17 protein-coding genes are annotated in these 21,909 nt (G+C 36.9%); 10 read left to right on the plus strand and 7 right to left on the minus strand.

What is annotated here, in order from left to right; genetic code table 11:
• Positions 1-446 precede the first annotated feature (446 nt).
• From VB248_RS18800 to VB248_RS18840, 9 genes are all read left to right on the plus strand, one after another.
• Complete coding sequence (locus VB248_RS18800; protein ID WP_323298366.1) at positions 447-740, plus strand: Hpt domain-containing protein; 294 nt, start codon at positions 447-449, stop codon at positions 738-740.
• A gap of 190 nt (positions 741-930) precedes the next feature.
• Positions 931-1,665: a TolC family protein gene (locus VB248_RS18805; RefSeq protein ID WP_323298367.1), complete on the plus strand. Its 735-nt coding sequence runs from the start codon at positions 931-933 to the stop codon at positions 1,663-1,665.
• A 65-nt stretch (positions 1,666-1,730) separates the two neighbouring features.
• The gene (locus VB248_RS18810) at positions 1,731-4,244 is read left to right on the plus strand and encodes an SPOR domain-containing protein (protein WP_323298368.1); all 2,514 of its coding nucleotides are present in this window, start codon (positions 1,731-1,733) and stop codon (positions 4,242-4,244) included.
• Positions 4,245-4,282: 38 nt separating this feature from the next.
• The gene (locus VB248_RS18815; RefSeq protein ID WP_323298369.1) at positions 4,283-5,776 is read left to right on the plus strand and encodes an O-antigen ligase family protein; all 1,494 of its coding nucleotides are present in this window, start codon (positions 4,283-4,285) and stop codon (positions 5,774-5,776) included.
• Positions 5,777-5,808: 32 nt separating this feature from the next.
• On the plus strand, positions 5,809-6,984 hold the full coding sequence (locus tag VB248_RS18820) for a glycosyltransferase (RefSeq protein WP_323298370.1): 1,176 nt from the start codon (positions 5,809-5,811) through the stop codon (positions 6,982-6,984).
• A gap of 98 nt (positions 6,985-7,082) precedes the next feature.
• Positions 7,083-8,297, plus strand: a complete 1,215-nt coding sequence (locus tag VB248_RS18825) for a glycosyltransferase (RefSeq protein ID WP_323298371.1) — start codon at positions 7,083-7,085, stop codon at positions 8,295-8,297.
• A 54-nt stretch (positions 8,298-8,351) separates the two neighbouring features.
• On the plus strand, positions 8,352-9,713 hold the full coding sequence (locus VB248_RS18830) for an oligosaccharide flippase family protein (protein ID WP_323298372.1): 1,362 nt from the start codon (positions 8,352-8,354) through the stop codon (positions 9,711-9,713).
• Positions 9,714-10,553 carry a beta-1,6-N-acetylglucosaminyltransferase gene (locus tag VB248_RS18835; protein ID WP_323298373.1) on the plus strand — a complete coding sequence of 280 codons (840 nt, stop codon included), beginning with the start codon at positions 9,714-9,716 and terminating at the stop codon, positions 10,551-10,553.
• 159 nt (positions 10,554-10,712) lie between these two features.
• A complete protein-coding gene (locus VB248_RS18840; protein WP_323298374.1) occupies positions 10,713-11,792 on the plus strand; it encodes an acyltransferase in 1,080 nt (359 codons plus the stop codon).
• A gap of 39 nt (positions 11,793-11,831) precedes the next feature.
• On the opposite strand, the gene VB248_RS18845 is transcribed toward VB248_RS18840, so the two are convergent.
• On the minus strand, positions 11,832-12,914 hold the full coding sequence (locus VB248_RS18845; protein WP_323298375.1) for a Gfo/Idh/MocA family protein: 1,083 nt from the start codon (positions 12,912-12,914) through the stop codon (positions 11,832-11,834).
• A gap of 244 nt (positions 12,915-13,158) precedes the next feature.
• Here VB248_RS18845 and VB248_RS18850 point away from each other — a divergent pair, with 244 nt between their 5' ends.
• Positions 13,159-13,779, plus strand: a complete 621-nt coding sequence (locus tag VB248_RS18850; RefSeq protein ID WP_323298376.1) for a 3-keto-disaccharide hydrolase — start codon at positions 13,159-13,161, stop codon at positions 13,777-13,779.
• Between the two features lie 142 nt (positions 13,780-13,921).
• On the opposite strand, the gene VB248_RS18855 is transcribed toward VB248_RS18850, so the two are convergent.
• The 6 genes from VB248_RS18855 to VB248_RS18880 all read right to left on the minus strand — a co-directional run bounded on the left by VB248_RS18855 (position 13,922) and on the right by VB248_RS18880 (position 21,796).
• Positions 13,922-14,716 carry an alpha/beta fold hydrolase gene (locus VB248_RS18855; protein ID WP_323298377.1) on the minus strand — a complete coding sequence of 265 codons (795 nt, stop codon included), beginning with the start codon at positions 14,714-14,716 and terminating at the stop codon, positions 13,922-13,924.
• Between the two features lie 142 nt (positions 14,717-14,858).
• A complete protein-coding gene (locus VB248_RS18860; RefSeq protein WP_323298378.1) occupies positions 14,859-17,141 on the minus strand; it encodes a beta-N-acetylhexosaminidase in 2,283 nt (760 codons plus the stop codon).
• A 194-nt stretch (positions 17,142-17,335) separates the two neighbouring features.
• A complete protein-coding gene (locus VB248_RS18865; protein ID WP_323298434.1) occupies positions 17,336-18,409 on the minus strand; it encodes a dipeptidase in 1,074 nt (357 codons plus the stop codon).
• A 67-nt stretch (positions 18,410-18,476) separates the two neighbouring features.
• Positions 18,477-19,595 (minus strand): D-TA family PLP-dependent enzyme, encoded by a 1,119-nt coding sequence (locus VB248_RS18870; RefSeq protein ID WP_323298379.1) that lies wholly within the window; start codon positions 19,593-19,595, stop codon positions 18,477-18,479.
• A 111-nt stretch (positions 19,596-19,706) separates the two neighbouring features.
• Complete coding sequence (locus VB248_RS18875; protein ID WP_323298380.1) at positions 19,707-20,192, minus strand: RidA family protein; 486 nt, start codon at positions 20,190-20,192, stop codon at positions 19,707-19,709.
• Positions 20,193-20,434: 242 nt separating this feature from the next.
• Positions 20,435-21,796: an alpha-L-fucosidase gene (locus VB248_RS18880; RefSeq protein ID WP_323298381.1), complete on the minus strand. Its 1,362-nt coding sequence runs from the start codon at positions 21,794-21,796 to the stop codon at positions 20,435-20,437.
• Positions 21,797-21,909: the final 113 nt, after the last annotated feature.

Below are 21,909 nucleotides of genomic sequence, written 5' to 3' on the forward strand. Positions count from 1 at the left end.
TGGTGTCATAGAACAGGAAATCGGTACCGAAGTACTTCGATACCGATTTACAGATTAAGAATAGCCATTTACAATATCCTATGGATAAGCTTTGCCCAAAATTCGGGATGACTCATGTTGATTTTTTTAAGCGATAAACTAAAACTCTGATAAGCTTGGTTTAGGCAGTCGAGTCTAAGAAATCGCTAAAAGATTGTTGGATAAGTTTTAAATTTGTAGAGTTTTCGCTACTTTTAAAACTTAGAAATGTTAATTTGATAAAAAAGGAAGAGATGAATGAAGCGTAATTCTTCAAGTATCACCTTTTTTTAGCATATTTCTTTTCAGATGGAAATATTTAATCTCATATTTTAAGACAATCACTGAATATGTACAGCTTCAATTCTCAAATAGATATCTCACGTGTAAACGAATATTGTGGAGATGATGTGTCTTTTATAAAAATTATGTTTGAGACTTTTTTGGAAAGTAATTTACCATATTGGGATGAAGTTCAAACCAAGCTAAAGGCTCAGAAGTACGATGAAATTGCCAAACCTATTCACACGCTAAAACCCAGTTTTAGTATGATAGGTTTTCCAGAAGTAACAGAGCAAGTACGAGAGTACGAAGCATTTGTAAAAACAAAGCCTTCGATTCCTGATTTATTAAAAGGAGCAGCAGCATTAGATGTTGAAGTTAATCGGGTAAAAAATATATTAATTGAGGAAATAAGTAAAATGGAAGCAGAAGGCTATTGAGTTTTGGGAAAGTAAAAAAAATACGTAAACAAGCACAATTACTTAAAATTGCTAAATGGTAAATTACGAGTATATTTGTTTTTCTAACACAATAATTATACTGTAAGAAATTACTAAACTGAACTCAAAAACATTAAAGATTTTAACAAAACGCTTTATGGTTTATCCTTCTAAACAAATTTTTTATTGTTTGTCTTTTTGCATTTTATTGGGTTTTGGTCGAATTAACGCAAAAGCACAAGCCTTAGATGCAGATGCCGTATTGACTAAAGTATTAGAAACTGACCAACTTTTACCATTACTGATTGACGCAGCCATTAAGAATTCTCCTCAAGTAAAAATGGGTGCAAATGCCGTTGATGTTGCCGTTGCCAATCTTAAAGTAAATAAAAATGCTATTTATAGTGGAGCGTCAATTCTATCATCATATAGCTACGGAACAAATTATTCGGCAGTAAATAACCCCAATGGCGGTTTGAATAATACTAATACTTTTACCACAGCTCAATCTGGTTTTTATAGCTTAGGGGCAGGTTTGCAGCTTTCATTGGTAAACGTTATTAACAGAAAGCACATCATCAAAGCAGGGCAAGCACAAATCAATATTGCACAAGCCCAACAAGAAAACCTTAATCTTGTGATTAAACAAGAGGTAATCAGACAGTACCAAGAATTCAAATTAGCCAAAAAACTTTTAACATTAAGTGCCAATAGTTTACAGGCTTCACAGTCCAATCACATGATTGCCGAAAAGCAGTTTTTGCAAGGACAAATCACGATAGAGCAAGTATCAGGCGTACTTACAAATTATAATGGAGCTAAAGCAGCATACGAAACCGCTTTGAATAAATTTCAAACAGTATATATGCAACTTGAAACTTATGCAGGCGTGAATCTTACTACTTTATTACAGCAATTTAAATGAGCTTTTTATATTTCATAAGGTTAATTATCAAAAACTTAAAGTGGTTAGTTATAATCCCTTTGGTATTGGCCGTAACTATTTTTTACTTCACTCGAAAAGAAAAAAAGGTCTATTCTTCAGAATCGATTGTATATACTGGTATTGCGTCAGGATATAGTTTGAGTGGTGCGATAAAAGCCGATTATTTCGGTACAAGTAACGCCTTTGATAACTTAATTTCTGTGATTGAATCCAGAGAAACGAAAGAGGAAGTAGCTATCAGCTTACTTTCTGAACACCTATTCATGAAAAAACATGACCCCAACCTGATTACTTGGGGTGCTTATGATGAACTTCAAAAATTAATTCCCGAATCTGTTAGAAAGGATGTTGTAAAACCTACACTCGAAGAAACCCGTAAGGCTGTTGTTGACTATATGTCTAAGAGTGAAGATAATGTGATTTATAAACTCATCAACTCCGACAATCACTATTATTCGGTGGATGTCCTTAATAGTAAAGCCAAACCTTCTCGTATTAGTAATAGTGACTTGATAAAAATTTCTTATGAAGCCAATGACCCTTTTATTTGTAAAAGAACCATTGAGTTGCTGGAAGAAACCTTTATGCAGAAGCACCGGGAATTAAAGCAAGTACAAACACAAAGTGCGGTTGAATATTTTGAAACAGAAACAAAAAAAGCATTTGCCAGACTTGATTCTGCCGAACGTCTCTTCTTAGCATTCAACAAAGACAATGACATCATCAACTATTACGAGCAAACTAAAGCCGTAGCTGGTGAGAAAGAAGATTTGTATGCCATGGAGCATAATTTACAGATGGATAAAATGGCTTCAAGCTCATCTTTGGCAAAAGTAAATGAAAATATAAAAGGACAAGCCTACCAAGCTTTGTACGGGAGCGATGTACTGAAAGAAAGAGAAAAGTTATCAGACATTTATGGCAAAATTGCTATGAATGAGGTACTTAACAAAAAAGCTGAAAACAAAGCTCAAACAGATAGTTTAAGGATTATAGCCAATAGATTAGAAAAGAAATTAAAAACATCTTTGGATAATCTGTACATTGAATCGAATACTCCGAACGGAATACCTACCAAAACAGTATTAGACGAATGGCTAAAAACAACACTCGCTTTTGAGCAAAGTAAGGCTCGCTTGGCGGTGATGGATAGAAGAAAAGAAGAATTCCAGCAAGAATACCGCAAGTTTGCTCCTTTGGGTGCGATGTTGAAAAAAATTGAAAGATTCATCGCAATTTCAGAACAAGAGTATCTTGAACTTCTTCGTAACCTCAATACGGCAAAACTCAATCAACAAAATACAGAACTTACAGCCAAACTTAAAGTCGTTGACCCTCCGTATTTACCTTTAAAAGCTAATGCTTCAAAACGCCCTGTTTTGATAGCCGTTGGTTTTCTTGTTGGTTTTGTATTGGTGTTAGCTTTTGTTTTGACACAAGCCTTAATCAATAAAACGTTGATGGCTCCTCAAAGAGCAAAGGGCATTGTAGATTTACCATTGTTGGGGGTTTATCCTTTACTCAACGAAAATTCCACTTTCTTAGAAAAAGCCAACTTGAGGTTGATGCAGCAGTTTTTGGCTGTCACAGACCTGAGTGTGAAGCCCGTAACCATTGGGCTAATAAGTACACAGAAAAGTGAAGGAAAATCGACCATTGCTTATTTGATGGCAAAAGAACTTTCAGATTTGGATTACAGCGTAGAAACTCACACTTGGAATAATAGTTATGATTTGAGAGAAAGTTTAAATTCTGATTTTTCTATTATTGAGTTTCCGCCTTTGGAAAACATGGTAATAAAGCCAGAGTCTTTCCCTCGTTTGAACAGTACTATTTTGCTTTGTCGTGCCAATAGAATCTGGACGAAAATTGATAAAGATATGATAGATGTCTTTATCAAAACTACTGGCAACAAGCCTTATTTTATTTTGAATGGAGTAGATATAAACTTTGCAGAAGAGTATATCGGAGAAGTACCTAAGAAACGAAACGTTATCAGAGCATTCATTAAGAGAGTTGTTAAATTTGAATTTGGTAATAGAGGTGCTATCAATAGAGAGGCCGCTCAAAAAAAAAATAGGATGACCGAACACTTTGTGAGTCCTCCTAAAAAAACAAAGCCTAATGCAGTTGTTTTGTCGGGCATTATTACAGGAGTATTCCTAACGGTGCTTGCACTTTATATGTATTTCTCAAGTAAAAAAGCAGATAATATACCGCCAGAACCAAACATTCAAAAGCCAATATTGAACGAAATGCCTCAAGATAGTACTTCGATGGATACTGCAAAGAAGAATGTTTATAATGGAACACAGGCGGTAAATGGTCGTTTTTTTGTAGTGGCAGGCACATTCAGTACAGAAGATAATGCTAAAATTTATATAGAGGAACTCAAGAAGGAAGGTTTTCAAAATGCCTTAATTATACCTGTAAAAAAAGCAGGTACTTCTGTAAAAGTTGCTTATTCTGTTTTTGATACGGAGCTAAAGGCCATCAAAGAGTCGCAAGAAATCAATAGGAAATTCGATAAGAAAAGCTGGGTATATACCTACAAATAAGCTGGGTAGCCAAAGCAAAAACTCGTTGAAGTACAAGCATGGAAAAGAAATCATTTTACTCTAACCATAGAAGTAAATTACAAGATATTTGGTTGATTCCAGCGATTATAGTAACTATTTTCATTGGTAAATCTATCGCCGAAAAAGGTATTGCAACAGGTTTTATCTTTTTAATATTACCTTTTGCAGTTGGATATTTTGTGATGATTTTTTTCAGACCACGAATTGGAATCATCGGTTTTTTGATTTATTGCTTTGTAATGCCCTATATTGGGAAACACGTGTCGGGGTTGCAAGTAGGTTTGGGTATCGAGGCACTGCTGTTTACTACTTTATTTGCGGTAATATTTTACCAGACCAACCGATTTAGAAAAAGACACTTAAACAATGATTTGGTATGGATGTCTATTGCTTGGATGATTCTTACATTCTTGCAAATTGGGAATCCAGAAAGACCCAGTATTTTAGGGTGGGTCTATGAAATGCGTTCTTCTACACTTTATTGGGTCTTGACGGTAGTATTGAGTTTTCAATTACTCAATAAGCGAACGGACATCAATCTATTCCTAAATATTATCATTATTCTTTCACTAATTGGGGCTCTTTATGGGATGAAACAACTCTATTTAGGAGTTGATGCGGCGGAACATCAATGGTTAGAGGAAGGAGGGAAAAAGACACATATTCTCTTTGGTAAACTAAGGATTTTCTCATATTACTTTGATGCCGCACAGTTTGGGGCATCACAAGGACATTTGGCAATTGTTTGTATCATTTTAGCCACTGGCCCATATAGTTTATTGAAGAAGGCTTGGTATGGTATTGCAGGCTTATTAATTTTCTACGGAATGTTAATTTCTGGTACACGTGGGGCTTTGTTTGCCGTAGTGGGCGGGGGCTTGATGTTCCTGATATTAATTAAGCAAACAGAAATCTTGATTGTGGGGGCAATTGTGGGTTTTGGCTTTATCGGAATACTTAAATATACAACCATTGGAAATGGAAATGCCGAAATAGTCCGACTGAGGAGTTCATTAGACCCCAAAGATGCTTCTTTGCAAGTACGTTTGATGAACCAAGAATTACTTCGAAATTACCTAAGTACCAAACCTTTTGGAACAGGCGTAGGTACGATGGGACAGTGGGGAACAAAATTCAATGCTGATAAATATATTTCACAAATTCCGCCCGATAGTTTGTATGTGAAAATCTGGGGAATGTACGGGATTATTGGGTTTATTATGTGGTTTGGCATAATGCTGTACATCACGGGAAAATCCGCAGGGATTATTTGGCTTACCCGAGACCCCATACTGAAAAATCAACTCATCGCTCTCTGTGGTGGGTCAACGGGTATTTTGCTATGTAGTTATGGTAACGAAGTATTGAACACCATGCCCACATCGGCAATTGTTTATATGAGTTGGGTATTGATTTGGCTAAGTCCACGCTGGGATATCCCAGCACCAAAGACAGAACCAGTTGTTCCTAAAAACCCGAAACGCTTGAATGAATATGACTATTCTGCTTAGCAATAAGTAGTACTTTATTAAACAAATAGGTTATGATACATCAAATAAGTGTAGTGCTTCAATCAATAATACTTGTTTATTTATCTATACAAGTATTTTACTTGTTGTTTTTTGCCTTGGCAGGAAGGCTTGGCAGAAAGACAAATTTCCCTGTGGCACAAAAATTAAGAAAAATCCGCATTTTTATTCCGGGCTATAAAGAAGATGCCGTGATTATTGCTACTGCCAAAGATGCTATTACACAAGATTATCCAAAAGAATTATTTGAAGTTGTAATTATTGCCGATTCGTTTAGCGAAGCTACGCTTAATACCTTAAAAACTTTACCCATTAAAATTGTTGAAGTAAGTTTCGAGAAAAGTACAAAAGGCAAAGCCTTGCAAAAAGCCATCGAAGCCACAGCGGCTGTTCCTGTTGACATTGTAGTCATCTTAGATGCCGATAATCACATGTCAAAAGGGTTTTTACACGCCGTAAATAATGCTTATGAAAAGGGTTATCAAGTAATTCAAGGACACAGAACTGCCAAGAATTTACAAACACCTTTTGCTTTGTTGGATGCTTGTACCGAAGAAATTAATAATAATATTTTCAGAAGAGGACACGTTGCCGTGGGTTTACCTTCTGCCTTGATTGGAAGCGGCATGGCTTTTGACTGGAATCTGTTTACAGGTTATTTAAAAGACATTGGTGACACTTCTGGCGAAGATAAAGAATTGGAGTTTAGAATTGTGAGAGAAAAAAGAGACGTAGCATTCTTAGATGGTCAGTTTGTTTTAGATGAAAAAGTAGCGAAAACCGATGTTTTCAGCCAACAAAGGAGTAGATGGCTGGCAATGCAAGTTGAGTTTTTGGAAAAGTACTTTGTTGAAGGTTGGATTCAGTTATTAAAAGGAAACATTGCCTTTTTTAATAAAGTATTCCAAACGTATTTGTTTCCAAGAGTAATGCTGGTAGCAGCAATGGTATTATGGCTTGCATTGATGTTTGTTTTATCAAGTGAATACCTGAATTATAGCCTTTTACTATTTGCAGCTTTAGCTTTTTCTTTATTGATAAGTATTCCTTCAAGATGGTACAATAAGCAATTATTGATGGCATTCTTACAAATTCCGGGAGCAATTATCTCGATGTTAAAAGCAATGCTAAAAATTGGGAAAGCCAGAAAACAATTTATCCATACGCCACATGGCGACACAGAACATTAAACCTTTCTGAATTATGCCTTGGGAAATTATAGCTGGACCTGTTATTTTTTGTTTTATTTTGGGATTTACAAAGGGTCTGAAATCTAAAAAACGTAAATATGTCAGAAAAGATTGAAGCATATATTGTCATTGCACAACAAGAATGGGCATTGAATTTAGGAAGTAATGCACGCAATTTGGCAGTAGAATTTAGTAAAACAAAACCCGTGTTGTACGTCAATCCTGCGATTGACCTAAAATCAATATTGACGCAAACCAAAACAAGTCATGGTAAAAAGCGTTTGGCTTTAGCTTTGGGCTTTGGCGAAAACACGGTAAAGGTGGCTGATAATTTGTGGGTTCATACGCCTTCAACGATTAGCTATTCTATCAGTTGGCTAAAAAATATTAGTCTTTATGACACTTTCAACGAAAGAAACGGTAAAGGTTTTTTTGATAGCTTAAAAAAAGCCATCAAAGAATTAGGCTGGCAAGCCCAAAAAACCGTTGTGTTGAACGACAGCCAAATGTTTACGGGTTTATTCACTAAAAAATATTTTGCTCCGCTTCTTAGCTTTTACTATATCAGAGACAACCTTATCGAACACCCTTATTTTAAATTTCATGGCACAAGGGTAGAACCCGAAACAATTGAGCTTGCAGATGCCGTTTTTGCTAATTCTGCTTACTTGGCTGACTATGCTCGAAATCATAATGCCATTAGTTTAGACATTGGACAGGGCTGCGAAACAGATATTTATCAAGCAGATTTTACTTATACTGAACCAGAAGATTTAGCAAAAATTCCACACCCTCGGATTGGTTATGTGGGTTTTCTTACGGCTGAAAGATTAGATATTAAATTGCTTGAAGAAGTAGCAGAAACTAATCCAGACTGGCAAATGGTTTTAATTGGGCCGGAAGAAATAGTTTTTGAACAGAGTCGTTTACATCATATTAAAAACGTACATTTTTTAGGGTCTAAAAAACCTAATCAATTGCCTGCTTATATGCAGTACTTGGATGTATGTATGAATCCTCAGTTGGTGAATCCGCTTACGATTGGGAATTATCCAAGAAAGATTGACGAGTATTTGGCTATGGGAAAACCAACAGTAGCCACCGATACGCCAGCAATGAAAATGTTTTTGCCTCATGTTGAACTTGCCATAGGTACAGAAGGCTACAAACAAGCGATTAAAAAGGCATTATTACCACAGAGCCAAGAAGCCCGCAAGGCAGCCATCGACTGTGCAAAAGGACACACTTGGGAAGCCTGTGTAAAACAAATTTACGCTGTTCAAGACCAATTATTGAATAGTGAAAAAATATAAGAACCACATTTTGAAAACCTTCATGGATTTTCAAAAGCATACAAATCTGATGATATGAATATACAAGGTATAATTTCGCAGCTAAAAAATAAACACTTTTTGTCGCTCGTAGGGAATGCGTCAATGTCTGTGCTGGCAATGGTGACAATCGGTATTTTACTTCGAAATATGACTTCAGTAGATATTGGTTATTGGTTCTTTTTTCAAACATCTTTTTCATTAATTGATACTTTTAGGGTAGGTTTTTTGCAAACCGCCATGATTAAGTTTTATTCTGGTACTGAAGGCGAAAAAGCTGATGCTATTTTAGGTTCGGTATGGTTTTTGAGTTTGCTCATTACAGGAATCTTGATTGGTCTAAATATTTTAGCGGCTTTTGCCATACCATTCATTGATAATTTCGGAATGGAAACAGTAATAAAATGGTTTGGAATCACCTTTTTGTTTACTTTACCTTCTGCTGTTTCAGCTTGGATTTTACAGTCTGACCAACGCTTTGATAGTCTTTTGCTAATTCGTGTTGTGAGCCAAGGAGCATTTATTTTGATGGTACTTGTTGCGATTTTCTTTACAACTTTAGACCTCAATTTAGTACTCTTAATTAATGCCGTAAGTTCAGCAACCGTAAGTTTGTTTTGTATTTATCAGGGCTGGGCTCGTGTAAAAACCTTTACAAAACGGACAAAAGCATGGATTTTAGAATTGTTTCATTTTGGTAAATACAGTGTAGGAACTTCAATCAGTACAAATTTGCTTAGAAGTTCAGATACTTTCGTGATTATGTTTGTGTTGGGGGCTGCCGGCCCTGCTGCCGTAACGATGTACTCGATGCCTATGCGTTTGATGGAAGTTATCGAAATACCGCTCAGGAGCTTTTTATCAACGGCAATGCCTTCAATGTCGGCTGCTTTCAACCGTGGGAATAAACAAGAAGTAGTAAGTATCATGCAGAAATATGCTGGTACGCTTACTTTAGCACTTGTTCCAGTTTCATTTGTAGCCATTATTTTGGCAGATTTTGCGATTGTTATTTTGGGAGGAAGCCAGTACTCTGGTTCGCATGCGGTTTCAGTATATCGTATTTTTATGTCATTTGCCATGTTTTATCCCTTAGATAGATTCCTTGGCGTAACCTTAGATATTATTCACCAGCCGAAATTCAACTTCTATAAAGTATTAGTAATGCTGGTAACCAACGTAACCTTTGATTTCATCGGTATTTACTTTTTCCATAATATCAATGGGGTGGCTTTAGGCTCGTTGTTTACTTTCTTATCGGGTGCTATATTCGGATATTATTGGTTAAGAAAATATTTAGATTTTACGTTTATGGGCTTCTTCACAGTGGGAGTCAGAGAAATACAGGTTTTCCTTAAAGAAAAATTAGGTTTTAATATATCATCCCCAAAACCATAAATGAAAATTGCTCATTTAATTTTAGTCCACACTAATCCTACACAATTTAAAAGATTGATAGAACGCTTGGCTCATCCAGAAGCGGATATTTATGTTCATGTTGATTCAAAAATAGACATAAAGCCGTTTTTAGTTGATAAAAACACAGACCACGTTTTTTTTATAAAAAATAGAATAAGTATCGTTTGGGGAGCTTACTCTATGGTTGAAGCAACCATTAGTAGTTTTAGAGAAATACTTCAATCGGGAAAAAAATACGACTATGTAAACCTATTAAGTGGACAAGATTATCCGCTACGAAGTGCTGAAAAAATACATCAGTTTTATAGCCAAAATCCCGGAAAAGCATTCATGGAAACCCTTTCGGTTGAGCGTGAATGGAAAGAAGCTATTCCAAGACTAACCAAATATCACTTCACAGATTATAGATTTGTAGGAGTAAATACTTTTGAAGCCCTACTGAATGCAGTAGCTCCGCAGCGAAAAATTCCCAATGATTTGATTCCTGTAGGACGCTCTCAATGGTTTACGATTACCTTAGAACACGTCAAATATATCGTTGAGTATCTTGATGCCAATCAAAATGTTGTCAACTTTTTTAAATTTACTTGGGGAAGTGATGAAATTGTTTTTCAAACAATTTTATACAATTCCAAGTATAAAAAAGACATCATCAGCGATAACCTGATGTATATTGATTGGTCGGAAGGCAAACCAAGCCCTAAAACATTTACAATCAAAGATTTACCTGAAATTCGTAATTCAGATAAACTGTTTGCCAGAAAGTTTAATCAACAAGTAGATACAGAAATTTTGAATGCAATTGACCTTATGCTTTGATTTTTTTGCACTTAATATTGTAAAGTCAGAAAAAAAAAGCATTTTTGTTTGAATATTTTTAGAATAATCCCCCCTAACTAACCTCTTAAAAAGTATGACATTTTTATTTAATGTACAGTCACCTTAAAATATGGTGTACTTGGAACCCCCTCTTTTATAATGATTAAATATCTCAGTCGCTTAAAAATAGTTGAGGAAGCTTATACCGCTAAAGTGTTTCCTGGGCTAAATGCTGTGAAAGGTATATTAATAATGTTGGTAATTTATACACATTCTCTTCCTAATGGAATGTTGTTGTACTTTAATTACTTCTTTCACATGCCTGTCTTTTTGGCGGTAAGTGGGTATCTATTGAAAAGGTCTGCTTTTAAATTTGGTATATTTCACTATTTACAACGATTATTTCATCGACTAATTATTCCGTGGTTGATAGCTACGGTGTGTTACTTTCCCTTCAGTTTTAGACTCAGACATTTAGCAGACTTTACGCTTACAGATATTATATATCCTTTCTATCATTTGTGGTATGTGCCTGCTTATGTCATTGGTGTATTGATTTGTTTTACGGTAATCAAGCTAAGGATACCAGCTATTATTATTTTGATTCTTACGGGTGCGTTTACGATTGTCTGGTACGATATTTACCGAAGTACTTATCTTGCCGTAGAACAGCAGCCTTTGTATATTTTGGGAGAGAAAAGATTTTACTCATACCAAGTATTTTTCTTTTTAGGTTTTGCTTTACGGAATGGACTTATTCAGATAAAACTACCAGCTTTGTTGCTCGTTATTGTGGCTACGGTGGCTTTTGTTGCCAGTGTAATTTTGGTATATAGTAATGCCAGCGATTATACTATTTCTGTGCCTTATATGTTTTTTAATCTTTCGCTTGTCTTGTTTTTATTATTGTATTTTGCTCCTTTAGCATTATTTCAGCATCCATTGATTTTACTTATCAATAAACAATCGTTAGGCATTTACTTGTACCATCCGATGATTATTTTCTCGATTTATCATTGGTTGGGAGACCCACATAAATTGCGGTCAAATAATTTTGAAGGTTTTGGCGTTGGCACGGCTACTTTAGTGATAGTGCTGAGTGGCATTTGGATGATACAGCAATGGGATTTGGCGAATAGACTACTGCTTGGCATTGTAGAAAAAGCCGAAACGGTAAAAAATACAGTCGTAAAAGCGACAACAATAGAGAAAGGAACAACGAAAAATAAGAAGAAATAAAGTAGAGCTTCGGTTAACACTAACCGAAGCTCTGTTATTTTATAGCATTACTGGCAAACCAGTTTTTACAGATTCATCACAAGCAAAGGCGATTCTTAAACTGTTTACGGCATCTTCCAGATGGTCGGTTAAGTCTAAATCCTCTTGAACTGCCTTTAAGAAAAATCTTTGTTCACGGTTACAAAGTTCTTGGTGGTCTGGCTCGTCGGTGAGGTTTATCCATTCATCGGCTTTTGTAAAAGCATTTTCTGAATTAATGTCTGAATAATGTACTCTTAAAGATTCTGTTTTGGTATGCGAATCTACGTTGTCAGATTTTCCAGTTCCTCCAGCTTCTTTCGCCACGATTGAAACACAACCTTTTGGCCCGATTACGTCTTTGATAAAAAATGCTGTTTCGCTCATCATTGGCCCCCAACCCGCTTCGTACCAACCCACTGAGCCATCTTCAAAACGAATTTGTAATTGACCATAATTATAGTTTCCTGCGGGAATATCCTCTGTCAATCTTGCTCCAATCGCATTTACTTGTATCGGTTTCGAGCGTGTCATTTGGCACATCACGTCGATATAATGCACGCCACAGTCCACAATCGGGCTTAAACTTTTCATCAAATTACGGTGAACATTCCACATCACGCCATGACTTTGTTGGTTCAAATTCATACGCATCACCAGAGGTTTTCCCATTTCTTGGGCAATTTCTACAAATTTTTCCCAAGAAGGATGATGTCTCAGAATATAACCCACCACTACTTTTTTACCTTTTTCGGCTGCCAAATCAGCTACTCTTTTTGCACCAGCCACAGTATCAGCCAAAGGTTTTTCGATAAAAACATGACAATTGGCTTCTAAAGCCATTACGGCAAAAGCTTCGTGCGTATCAGGATAAGTAGAAATACAAACGGCATCGGGTTGAGTACTTGCCAAAGCTTCGGCATAATCGCTAAAAAGAGGATAGTCACCACCCAGACGTTCGTTGAGGATTTCTTTACTTTTGCCCGTAGAAACGATTCCGCAGATTTCAAAGCCTTCGGTATTTTGGTAAGCAATAGCATGAGAAGCTCCCATATTACCACAACCAACCACCAGTACTTTTATGGATTGTTTTTGAAATGTCATGATTTTTAAATGATGATGATACGATTGAAAACACATTTCAAATCTAAGCAGTTCAGTGAATACTTTTATCCTGTTTTTGAGATAAATCCGTGATTTGAATCCATTTTTACTTTTTCAAAAAAAATATCTTAAAGTATTGACTCATAGTCGGTAACATATTTCCGTACAGGTCAAATCACTATAAATGGTACAGATTTAAAAACATAGCTTTGTGCTAATAAAAACCGTTTAAAATAGCATGACTATGATTAAAAAATTGACTTCGTCGCTGTTGGTCTTACTCTTATTCTTGAGTATTGGCATACAAGCTCAAACGCCCAAAAAAGGAAAATGGATTTCGCTTTTCAACCAAAAAGATTTAACTGGCTGGAATATTTACGGTACTGAAAAATGGTATGTAGAAAACGGTGAATTGATTTGCGAAAGTGGACCCGATAAAGAATATGGTTACTTAGGAACAGAGCAAAGTTTTCAAGATTTTGAATTAACCCTTCAGTTTAAACAAGAAGCCGATGGCAACAGTGGCGTATTTTTTCATTCAAGTATCGAAGGAACAAAAATCACAGGTTGGCAAGCAGAAGTAGCTCCTCCGGGCCACTGGACGGGTGGGATTTATGAATCTTACGGAAGAGGTTGGTTAATAAAACCTACAGACGACAAAGACAAGGCTCTAAAAATGGGCGAATGGAATACCATGAAAATAAAAGTGGTAGGCAATCAAGTAACTACTTGGGTAAACGGGCAAGAAATGATTACGCTTAACGATGAAAAAATCGGCGGACGTGCAGGAATCATTGCTTTGCAAATTCATAGTGGTGGTGGTATTAAGGTAAAATGGCGTAAATTGAAGGTAAAAAGTTTATAGAAAATTGGGGAGTACTTCAAGATGAGTGCTGAATTGCGAGTGTTGAGTTGTGAGTTTAAAATGCTGAATTTTAGGTTATTACAGTTTTAAAGTCTAATTTAATATTGCACGATTACTTAGAGATGAGTATTCCCCAATTTTTTTATTCAATAAATTTCACAATCTCATCCGCAAAAGCCTGCGTGCGATAAGTGCCATTATGATTGCCCTTGACTAATTTCAATTGGGCATTTTTGAAGTAGGTTTGTAATACTTTTGGGTCGCCATTGTCGAGGTCTTCATCGCCACAGATGATTAAAACAGGCTTTTTGATTTTCATTAATTCAGTCGGTAAAGTAACGGGCTGGTACTTTTGCAGGAAACCCAAAGCGATGGTATCAGCTCCGATAGACTTGGCATAAGTCACAGCTCCTGCCGTTTCTGGATGTAAATGAGCTTTTCCGCTAAAAGCATCGGCAAACATTTTTCTTCTATCCCAATCTGGATTGGTAAAATGCTGACCAACGCCGCCCAAAATAGCTTTAGTGATTCTCTTATCTTTAGTCAATAATTTGGCGGCAACAATCGCTCCTCTGGAATAACCTACCAAAGTATAATCTTTGATTTTTAGGGAGGAAATCAAGCCCATCAAGTCTTTTACTTCGGCTTCGTTTTGGTAAAATTTATCTTCATGTGGCTTGTCGGAAGCTCCATTTCCACGCATATCGGGTACGATTACTCTAAAACCTTTTTCGATTAAATCTTTATACAAAGCCGTTTTTCGCCAATTCGCTCCTGTATTGATAAAACCGTGTAGCAAGAGTACAGCCTTGCCCCTGCCTGTATCTTCGTAAGCAATATTTTGGGCATCAAAAGAAGTAAAACGCTTGAGGGTTTGGGCATTTGTTGTTGAAAATGAGAATATTAGGATTGATAAAATGAGTATGTGCTTTTTCATAATTTTTGGGTTTAAAATTGAATTTTTAGAATAAGTTGGCAGTGAATACACTGCCAACGGCAACCGCAAGGGTTTGTCGCTACACTCATACTTTTAACTATTATCTATAAAAAGCTCAAAGCTCATCTCTCACAGCTCACCGCTATTCCACATAAATCTCATCAATCAACAACCAAGCCTTCACTCCTGCACCATATTCGCCTGCTGGAATGATGCCTTTGTTTTCGGCTTGTACTTTTATAAAACGGGCTTTTGTCGGTGTAATTTTCGCCCTAATTTGATTGATGCCATTCGCTGGAAAATTACTGGTACGATACACTTCTTTATAAGCAATGCCATCTTCCGAAACTAAAAAAATCAATACATTCGGTTCCCACATTCGTTGCCAATGGTATTTCAACAAGTTTAATCCTACCTTTGAAATACTTTGCATACTTTCTAAATCAATCGTTGCTTCTAAATCTTCTCCACTAAAACCTACCCATTGTGAATTGTTATAACGAGCGTTGCCAGTCAAGCCGTTGGTCAAAGCAAAAGGCTTATCAGGATTATAATTTGTTTTTGGCTGATGCTTCAAAATGACGTTTTTAGCAACGGCTTTGTGGTATTCAAAAGCTTGTTCAAATACTTTTCCATAAGCATTTTTGCCGACAAATATTTGGGCTTTTAGCGTAGTACTTTTGTCGATAATTAATTGATTTTTAAATACTTTATCACTCGGTGTCGGAGTTTTTCCATCGACAGTATAATGAATTTTGGCATTGGGCAAAGTGGTCGAAAAATGAATGATACTTTTCCCTGATTTTTCCATTGAGAAATGGTACGTAATTTCCTCAAATCGGTCGAAAAAATTTACTTTTTTCTGCTGTAAAATACTCCTATGCTGACGCAAACGACTAAGAAAATCAGCATAATTTTTATGCGTTTTTGGCGACCAAGCGATTTCCGATAAAGCTAAGGCTCTTGGAAAAACCATATATTCTACTTGTTCAGGCTGAGGCGTGTATTCTGTCCAAATATTTGCCTGTACGCCTTTGATATACTGCTCGTCTTCGTGATTTAATTCCGTCGAAAAAGGCTCATAACTATATACTTTTGAAAGTGGTGTAAAGCTTGCCGCCGCCGTCGGTTCGTCAGCGTGAAGCGATTGGTAATAATCTAAATACAGATGACTTTCGGGGGTCATAATTACGTTATGTTTTTGCTTGGCAGCAGCAATGCCACCAGCTTCGCCTCGCCAACTCATCACACTTGCGTTTGGACTGAGTCCGCCTTCCAAAATTTCATCCCAACCAATAATTTCTCGTCCTTGGGCATTCAAAAACTTTTCGATTTTACGGATAAAATAGCTTTGCAACTCATGTTCGTCGGCTAAATGCTCATCTTTCATGCGTTTTTGGCATTTTGGACACACTTTCCAACGAGCTTTTGGGCATTCGTCGCCACCAATATGAATGTATTTAGAAGGAAATAAAGGCAATATTTCGGATAAAACATCTTGCAAAAAAGTAAAAGTACTGTCGTTTCCTGCACAAAAAACGTCGTCGAAAACACCCCAAAAAGTAGCGGTTTTATATGAAGCACCCACACAACCCAAATGCGGATACGCCGCCAAAGCCGCCGAAGCATGGCCGGGCATTTCTATTTCTGGAATAACGTTTACGTACTTTTCTGAGGCATATTTTACCAAAGATTTTACTTCGTCTTGACTGTAAAATCCGCCATACTTTTTGCCATCAAAACGATGAGGAAAATCTTTTTTATGTCCAATAATGGTTTCGTTACGAAAAGCGGCTACGCTTTGCAAATGTGGATATTTTTTGATTTCAATTCGCCAACCTTGGTCGTCGGTGAGATGCCAATGAAAAGTATTGATTTTATAAAAAGCGAGTAAATCAATGTATTTTTTCAGAAAAGAAATTGGGAAAAAATGCCTACCAACATCAAGATGCAAGCCACGATAAGGAAATCTTGGATAATCTTCGATACGACAAGCAGCTAAGTTAAAGCCTTTATTTTGAGCCTGATACGCTACTTGTATCAAACTTTGAATCCCATAAAAAACACCAGCTTCATCATGCCCAATTATCTTAATTTCATTTTTTGTAATACTTAATTGATAACCTTCTTTTTGGGCAACTTTAGCGGTATCAATGCTTATTAGTATAAAATTTGCGGAAGTATTTTCAAGAATTGGAAACGAAAAAGGCGTTAAAGAATGTAAGGCTTCTTGTAGAAATTGGGCATTTTTCCTTAAAGTTGCCGAAGGTAGTATGATTGAAGTAGCGGAATTTAAGGTAAATTTTTCTTGACTCATCACCACCGAAACAGGCTTAGGAATAATGTCAATACTTTGGGCAAAAGGATTATTTGATGTAAAAAAATACATCAGGAAGATGATAAGAAATGATGTTGTTTTTGGCATGGGTTGGGAAAGAAACCTCATCCCCCAGCCCCTTCTCCTGTTGAGAAGGGGAGCCGGTGGAGAGAAATTATTATTGACTATCAAATACTTATAAGAAAGTTAAGAATAAGCCCTAGTTCCTCCAGAAGAAAGTTAAGATATTTTTAACGACAATTTTACATTCATAATTCAGCACTCACAATTCACCACTCCACTTACTTCGCCCAATTTTTTCTCAAAAATCTCAGCCAGTTGCCGTGCATGATGTTTTCGATGTCGGTTTGGGTATAACCTCTTTTTTCGAGAATAGACGGAATTGTTTGTAAATCAGCAATGGTATCTAAATCGTAAGGCCCTTGTTCTGTGCCAAAAGCTCCATCTAAATCTGAACCAATGCCCACGTGCAAGGCATTGCCAGCCAATTGACAAATATGGTCGAGGTGGTCAACCATCACCGCCAAATTACAGTTCATTTCTTTTGGGTTTGATTTACCTCTTACCCAGTTTGGTACCATCATCCAAGCGTCTAACGCTCCGCCAATAACAGCATCACGGCTAATCAATTCACTAATTTGCTCGTCGCTAAATTGGCGATTATGGTTTACCAAACTTCTACAAAGGTTATGGCTTGCCCAAACTGCTCCATTGAAATGATTCATGGCTTCCCAGAAACTATCGTCACAAAGGTGCGTCGCATCTAAAATGATGTTCAGCCTTTCCATTTCTTTCAATAAATCTTGCCCAGCTTTTCCCATAAAACCCGTAGCATCTGTTCCTTGTGCATAACGCCCCGGCCCATAATGAGCTGGGCCAATAGCACGCAAACCATACTGATAGGCTTTCTCGACATGGTTAATCGTCACGAGTGAATCTGCACCTTCTAAGCTTAAAATATAGCCAATGGGTTTGTTGTCGTTGGGAGTGCCGTTGTTCCAAAGCAGTAAATGTTTTTCTAAAGATTCAAGGTTATTGATTTGAACCATTTCGCCACATTCTTCCATGCTTTTGTACCACGCTACTTGTCCTTGTGTTTGAGCCCACGCCTGTTCGGGTGAAGCCCAACCCGGCAAAGTGCTGTCGGGTTTTACAAATCTGGCAATTTGAGTCGCAACAACCAAGCCAATATTCCCTGCTCTTAATGCAGGAAAAGTAACCGTTCCTTTAGCACGGTCTGGCTTGTCGGTCATGCCTTTTTCTCTTTCACGAATTTCAGCGACCGATAATCTTAAATCACGATTCCATTCCATCGCATTCATGCTCAGGTCAAGATGTGCGTCTATTGTAAACATATTTTGTAAAACGGGTTTCCAACCCGTCAGAAAAGATAAATTTACGGGTTGGAAACCCGTTTTACGGCTATATGGAAATGAATCTGTCTCTTGCAATTGTTTTCCATTGTTCGCCTGTTAATACTTCATTTTCAACAATATTCGCCCTTTCGTACAAAGCACAAGTTGGGCAAATATGAATGGGCAAACCATAAAAAACATCTCCAATCTGATAAGTATGATTTTCTGGAACACCCAGTATCAAATGTTCTTCACTTTGTCCGATAAAAGTGACGTTGGGAGCATTCAAGAAAAATACTCTTTTGTCTAAAGGGTTTTCAGCAGCCACAGATTTATGTCCTAAATCCAGACAAATTTTATCTTTTTCGGGCAAAGAAATTACTCTACTAACTACCAAAGCTGCCGTTTCAAAATCTTGTTCTGGATAAGCATCCTGATAGCCTTTATCCCAATACACAAAAGTACCCGGACTGCATTCTACTGCCATTCTTTGAGCATGAATTGGAAAAGTAGGCGTTCCACCTGCTACGATATTGAGCTTTTGAATGCCTTCTTGGTTTAGCTTTTCTACTAAATTTTCTACGGTTTGGAAAGCCGTGTTACAGTTTTGTGTACGAATTGTAAGGTCAAAATCTCGAATATGTCCGTCGTAAATATGTAAACCTTCAAGCTTTATAGCTGGTAATTTTTGTAAGGCAATCGCCAAATCAAAAGCCTTTTCTGGTACAATTCCCGTTCGGTTCATGCCCACATTTAAGTCGATATAAAGCGATAAAGTAAGCTGATTTTCTAAGGCAATTTTTGACATTGCTTCGCCAACCGCCACAGAATCAACCAAACAAGCAAAATGTGTTTTTGGGAAATGTTTAATGACTTCAATCAAACGCAAAAGCTTTGCCCCCACTGGCTGATACGCCAAGAGTACATCTTCTGCTTCGCAAGTTGCCAATAATTCAGTTTCGGCAATCGTCGCACATTTGAATTTCTGAATCCCTACTTCTTGTAAAAGCTTGGTTACTTCTTTGGTTTTATGGGTTTTGGTGTGCGGTCGCAAGCGATTTACATCATCAATCGAAGCCAAAAGTTTTTGAATATTCTGTTTTACGATACTCGGAAAAACCACCAAAGCAGGCGTATCGAGTGTTTCAATATTTTTTATGTTGTACTCAATCGTTTTGTTAATCATGGCTTAAGTAGGAGTGATGAATTATGAATGATGAATTGTGAATTAAAATATTGAAATTCAATGTGTTAATTCAAATAAGACATCGTTTGTTTTACCAAAACCACTTATCAATTAGTCTTCGTGGAGTTCAAACATTGCTTCAATTTCCACTGGAATATTGTCTGGAAGTGTTCCCATACCTACTGCACTTCTTACACCGATACCGTTTTCTGTTCCCCACACTTGAGCAAAAAGTTCGCTACAACCATTGATGACATAAGGATGACGCTCAAACTCTGAAACGCAGTTGACCATACCCAAAATTTTAATCACACGCTTTACTCGGTCTAAACTTCCCAAATGCGTTTTGATGGTCGAAAGCATGGTTAAACCTACCTGACGAGCCGCTAATTTTCCTTCTTCGATGTCTAAATCTTTGCCAATTCTACCAATAATCAAGCTTTTGTCATCTCTTACAGGGCCATGACCCGATAAGTATAAATATTTGCCATCAATCAAATAGGGCTTGTAAACGCCCAGTGGAAGTGGAGCTGGCGGTAAAGAAAGTCCAAGACTTTCAAAAGAAACTTCAGGTGAAAGTACTTCAATTGTGTTCATAATTGTTCTTATTTTTTGTTTCAAATTGTTTTTGATGATACAGAGAATCACTGTGACTATCTGCTTATCTGCAAGGTTTAAAATTTAATAAAAAGAGCTAACCTTTTTAGTGATGAGTTTTGAGTTGTGAGTGCTGAATTGTGAGTTGTGAATAATTTTTTATAAGATTGATTGTAAGTCAATTACTTATATTTATTATGGAGTCAAACTTATAATTCATAACTCATAATTCAGACCCCTATTTACTTCGCTCCATCAATATTACTTTGGCTCGCTTTGGGCGTATTGATTTTTCTGAATTTTGCATTTTCGATTTTCAAAACCACCGCATTTTTCCATTGATTATTGGTGTAAAAACGTTGTCCGTTTACGGCACTTACGACCAAGCCAATGGGCGTTGCTGCAATGTATGTACTGGCATCAAAGCCTTTTTTGTATTCTACCAATTCACTTTTGTAGCCCAAAACACTTACTTTGGTATTGGCATTTCCTTCTATGTGTGTAAGTACCAGATTTTTGCGTGTACCGTACTTCCAATCTTCGTAGCCACTTCTTTGTACGATAGCGTAAATATACTTTTCATCGTTTGACTGTGTAAACCATACATTTTCTTCCCGAACTACAGACAAAGGCTTTACTTTGCCGATAGCTTCGGCGTTAGCAAAATTCCAAAGGGCTACTTCTTGTAAAAGAGCTTCTTGCTCGATTTGAATTTCACCATCCTGTTTTGGCCCGATATTTAATAAAAAATTACCACCTTTTGCCCTAATTTCTGTTAGCATATTGATGATTTCCGTACCTGTTTTGTGTGGGTCGTTGGTGGGTTTGTACTGCCAATCCGTTCCCATTGTGTAGCAGGCTTCCCACGGGCGGGGCAAGGGTTCGTCGGGTGTATTTTGTTCTGGAGTAGTCATAATATCACGAGTGATGACTAAATCTGGATTCAAACTCCAAGCGTACTCTCGCAAGCCATCGCCGGGGCCGTCGATGAAAAGAATGTCTATTTTTCCATAATTGGTTAATAATTCCCTCAATTGTCTTTTGTCGTAATCCATCAATTTAGGATTATTCATCGGGAAATGTTCGGGCAATTGTAAGCGACCAATTTGGATATTGTTTTGATGAAAAAAGTAAAAATCTTCAGGTGAAAAATACAAGCCAATAGCAATACCTTCTTTTCTGAAAGCCTCAATTAATTCTTTGGTAAGGTCTTTTCCATAAGGCGTATTCATTACGTTGAAAGGCGTAGTTTGTGTATTGAACATACAAAAGCCCGAATGGTGTTTTGCCGTAAAAACTACGTATTTCATACCAGCCAACTTGGCTAATTTAGCCCAATGACTTGGCGTAAATTTATGCGGATTGAAGTATTGGGGTAATTCTTGAATGTACTTTTCAACGTATTCGTTGGATGCACCAGCCAAGGAATGACTGATAACCGCCCCAAGCGATACGTCCACATTCCAGTGAATAAACATCCCGAAAGCTAAATCTTGAAACCAATTTACTCGTTCGGGTTTGTTGTTTACCTGTACTTTTTGTGCTTGAATTTGTATCGTAAAATAAGTACAAATCAAGAGTATTAAGAACTTTTTTGAAAACATGAGATTGTGTTAAACGATTGTTATTGAGCAATCTATGAAGTTACAAATTTTGTTGGAGGAAATAAACCTCATCCCCCCCGCCCCTTCTCCTGTTGAGAAGGGAAGCTAAAAGA

It is taken from the genome of Arcicella rigui (assembly GCF_034929435.1).
GTDB classification, from domain to species: domain Bacteria; phylum Bacteroidota; class Bacteroidia; order Cytophagales; family Spirosomataceae; genus Arcicella; species Arcicella rigui.

What these genes read in the sequence shown, in the direction of transcription:
- VB248_RS18865 (WP_323298434.1), bottom strand. Translation starts at nt 18,409, where the DNA reads ATGTTTACAATAGACGCACATCTTGACCTGAGCATGAATGCGATGGAA.
- VB248_RS18860 (WP_323298378.1), bottom strand. Translation starts at nt 17,141, where the DNA reads ATGCCAAAAACAACATCATTTCTTATCATCTTCCTGATGTATTTTTTT.
- VB248_RS18875 (WP_323298380.1), bottom strand. Translation starts at nt 20,192, where the DNA reads ATGAACACAATTGAAGTACTTTCACCTGAAGTTTCTTTTGAAAGTCTT.
- VB248_RS18835 (WP_323298373.1), top strand. Translation starts at nt 9,714, where the DNA reads ATGAAAATTGCTCATTTAATTTTAGTCCACACTAATCCTACACAATTT.
- VB248_RS18840 (WP_323298374.1), top strand. Translation starts at nt 10,713, where the DNA reads ATGATTAAATATCTCAGTCGCTTAAAAATAGTTGAGGAAGCTTATACC.
- VB248_RS18815 (WP_323298369.1), top strand. Translation starts at nt 4,283, where the DNA reads ATGGAAAAGAAATCATTTTACTCTAACCATAGAAGTAAATTACAAGAT.
- VB248_RS18855 (WP_323298377.1), bottom strand. Translation starts at nt 14,716, where the DNA reads ATGAAAAAGCACATACTCATTTTATCAATCCTAATATTCTCATTTTCA.
- VB248_RS18870 (WP_323298379.1), bottom strand. Translation starts at nt 19,595, where the DNA reads ATGATTAACAAAACGATTGAGTACAACATAAAAAATATTGAAACACTC.
- VB248_RS18800 (WP_323298366.1), top strand. Translation starts at nt 447, where the DNA reads ATGTTTGAGACTTTTTTGGAAAGTAATTTACCATATTGGGATGAAGTT.
- VB248_RS18820 (WP_323298370.1), top strand. Translation starts at nt 5,809, where the DNA reads ATGATACATCAAATAAGTGTAGTGCTTCAATCAATAATACTTGTTTAT.
- VB248_RS18880 (WP_323298381.1), bottom strand. Translation starts at nt 21,796, where the DNA reads ATGTTTTCAAAAAAGTTCTTAATACTCTTGATTTGTACTTATTTTACG.
- VB248_RS18830 (WP_323298372.1), top strand. Translation starts at nt 8,352, where the DNA reads ATGAATATACAAGGTATAATTTCGCAGCTAAAAAATAAACACTTTTTG.
- VB248_RS18845 (WP_323298375.1), bottom strand. Translation starts at nt 12,914, where the DNA reads ATGACATTTCAAAAACAATCCATAAAAGTACTGGTGGTTGGTTGTGGT.
- VB248_RS18850 (WP_323298376.1), top strand. Translation starts at nt 13,159, where the DNA reads ATGATTAAAAAATTGACTTCGTCGCTGTTGGTCTTACTCTTATTCTTG.
- VB248_RS18825 (WP_323298371.1), top strand. Translation starts at nt 7,083, where the DNA reads ATGTCAGAAAAGATTGAAGCATATATTGTCATTGCACAACAAGAATGG.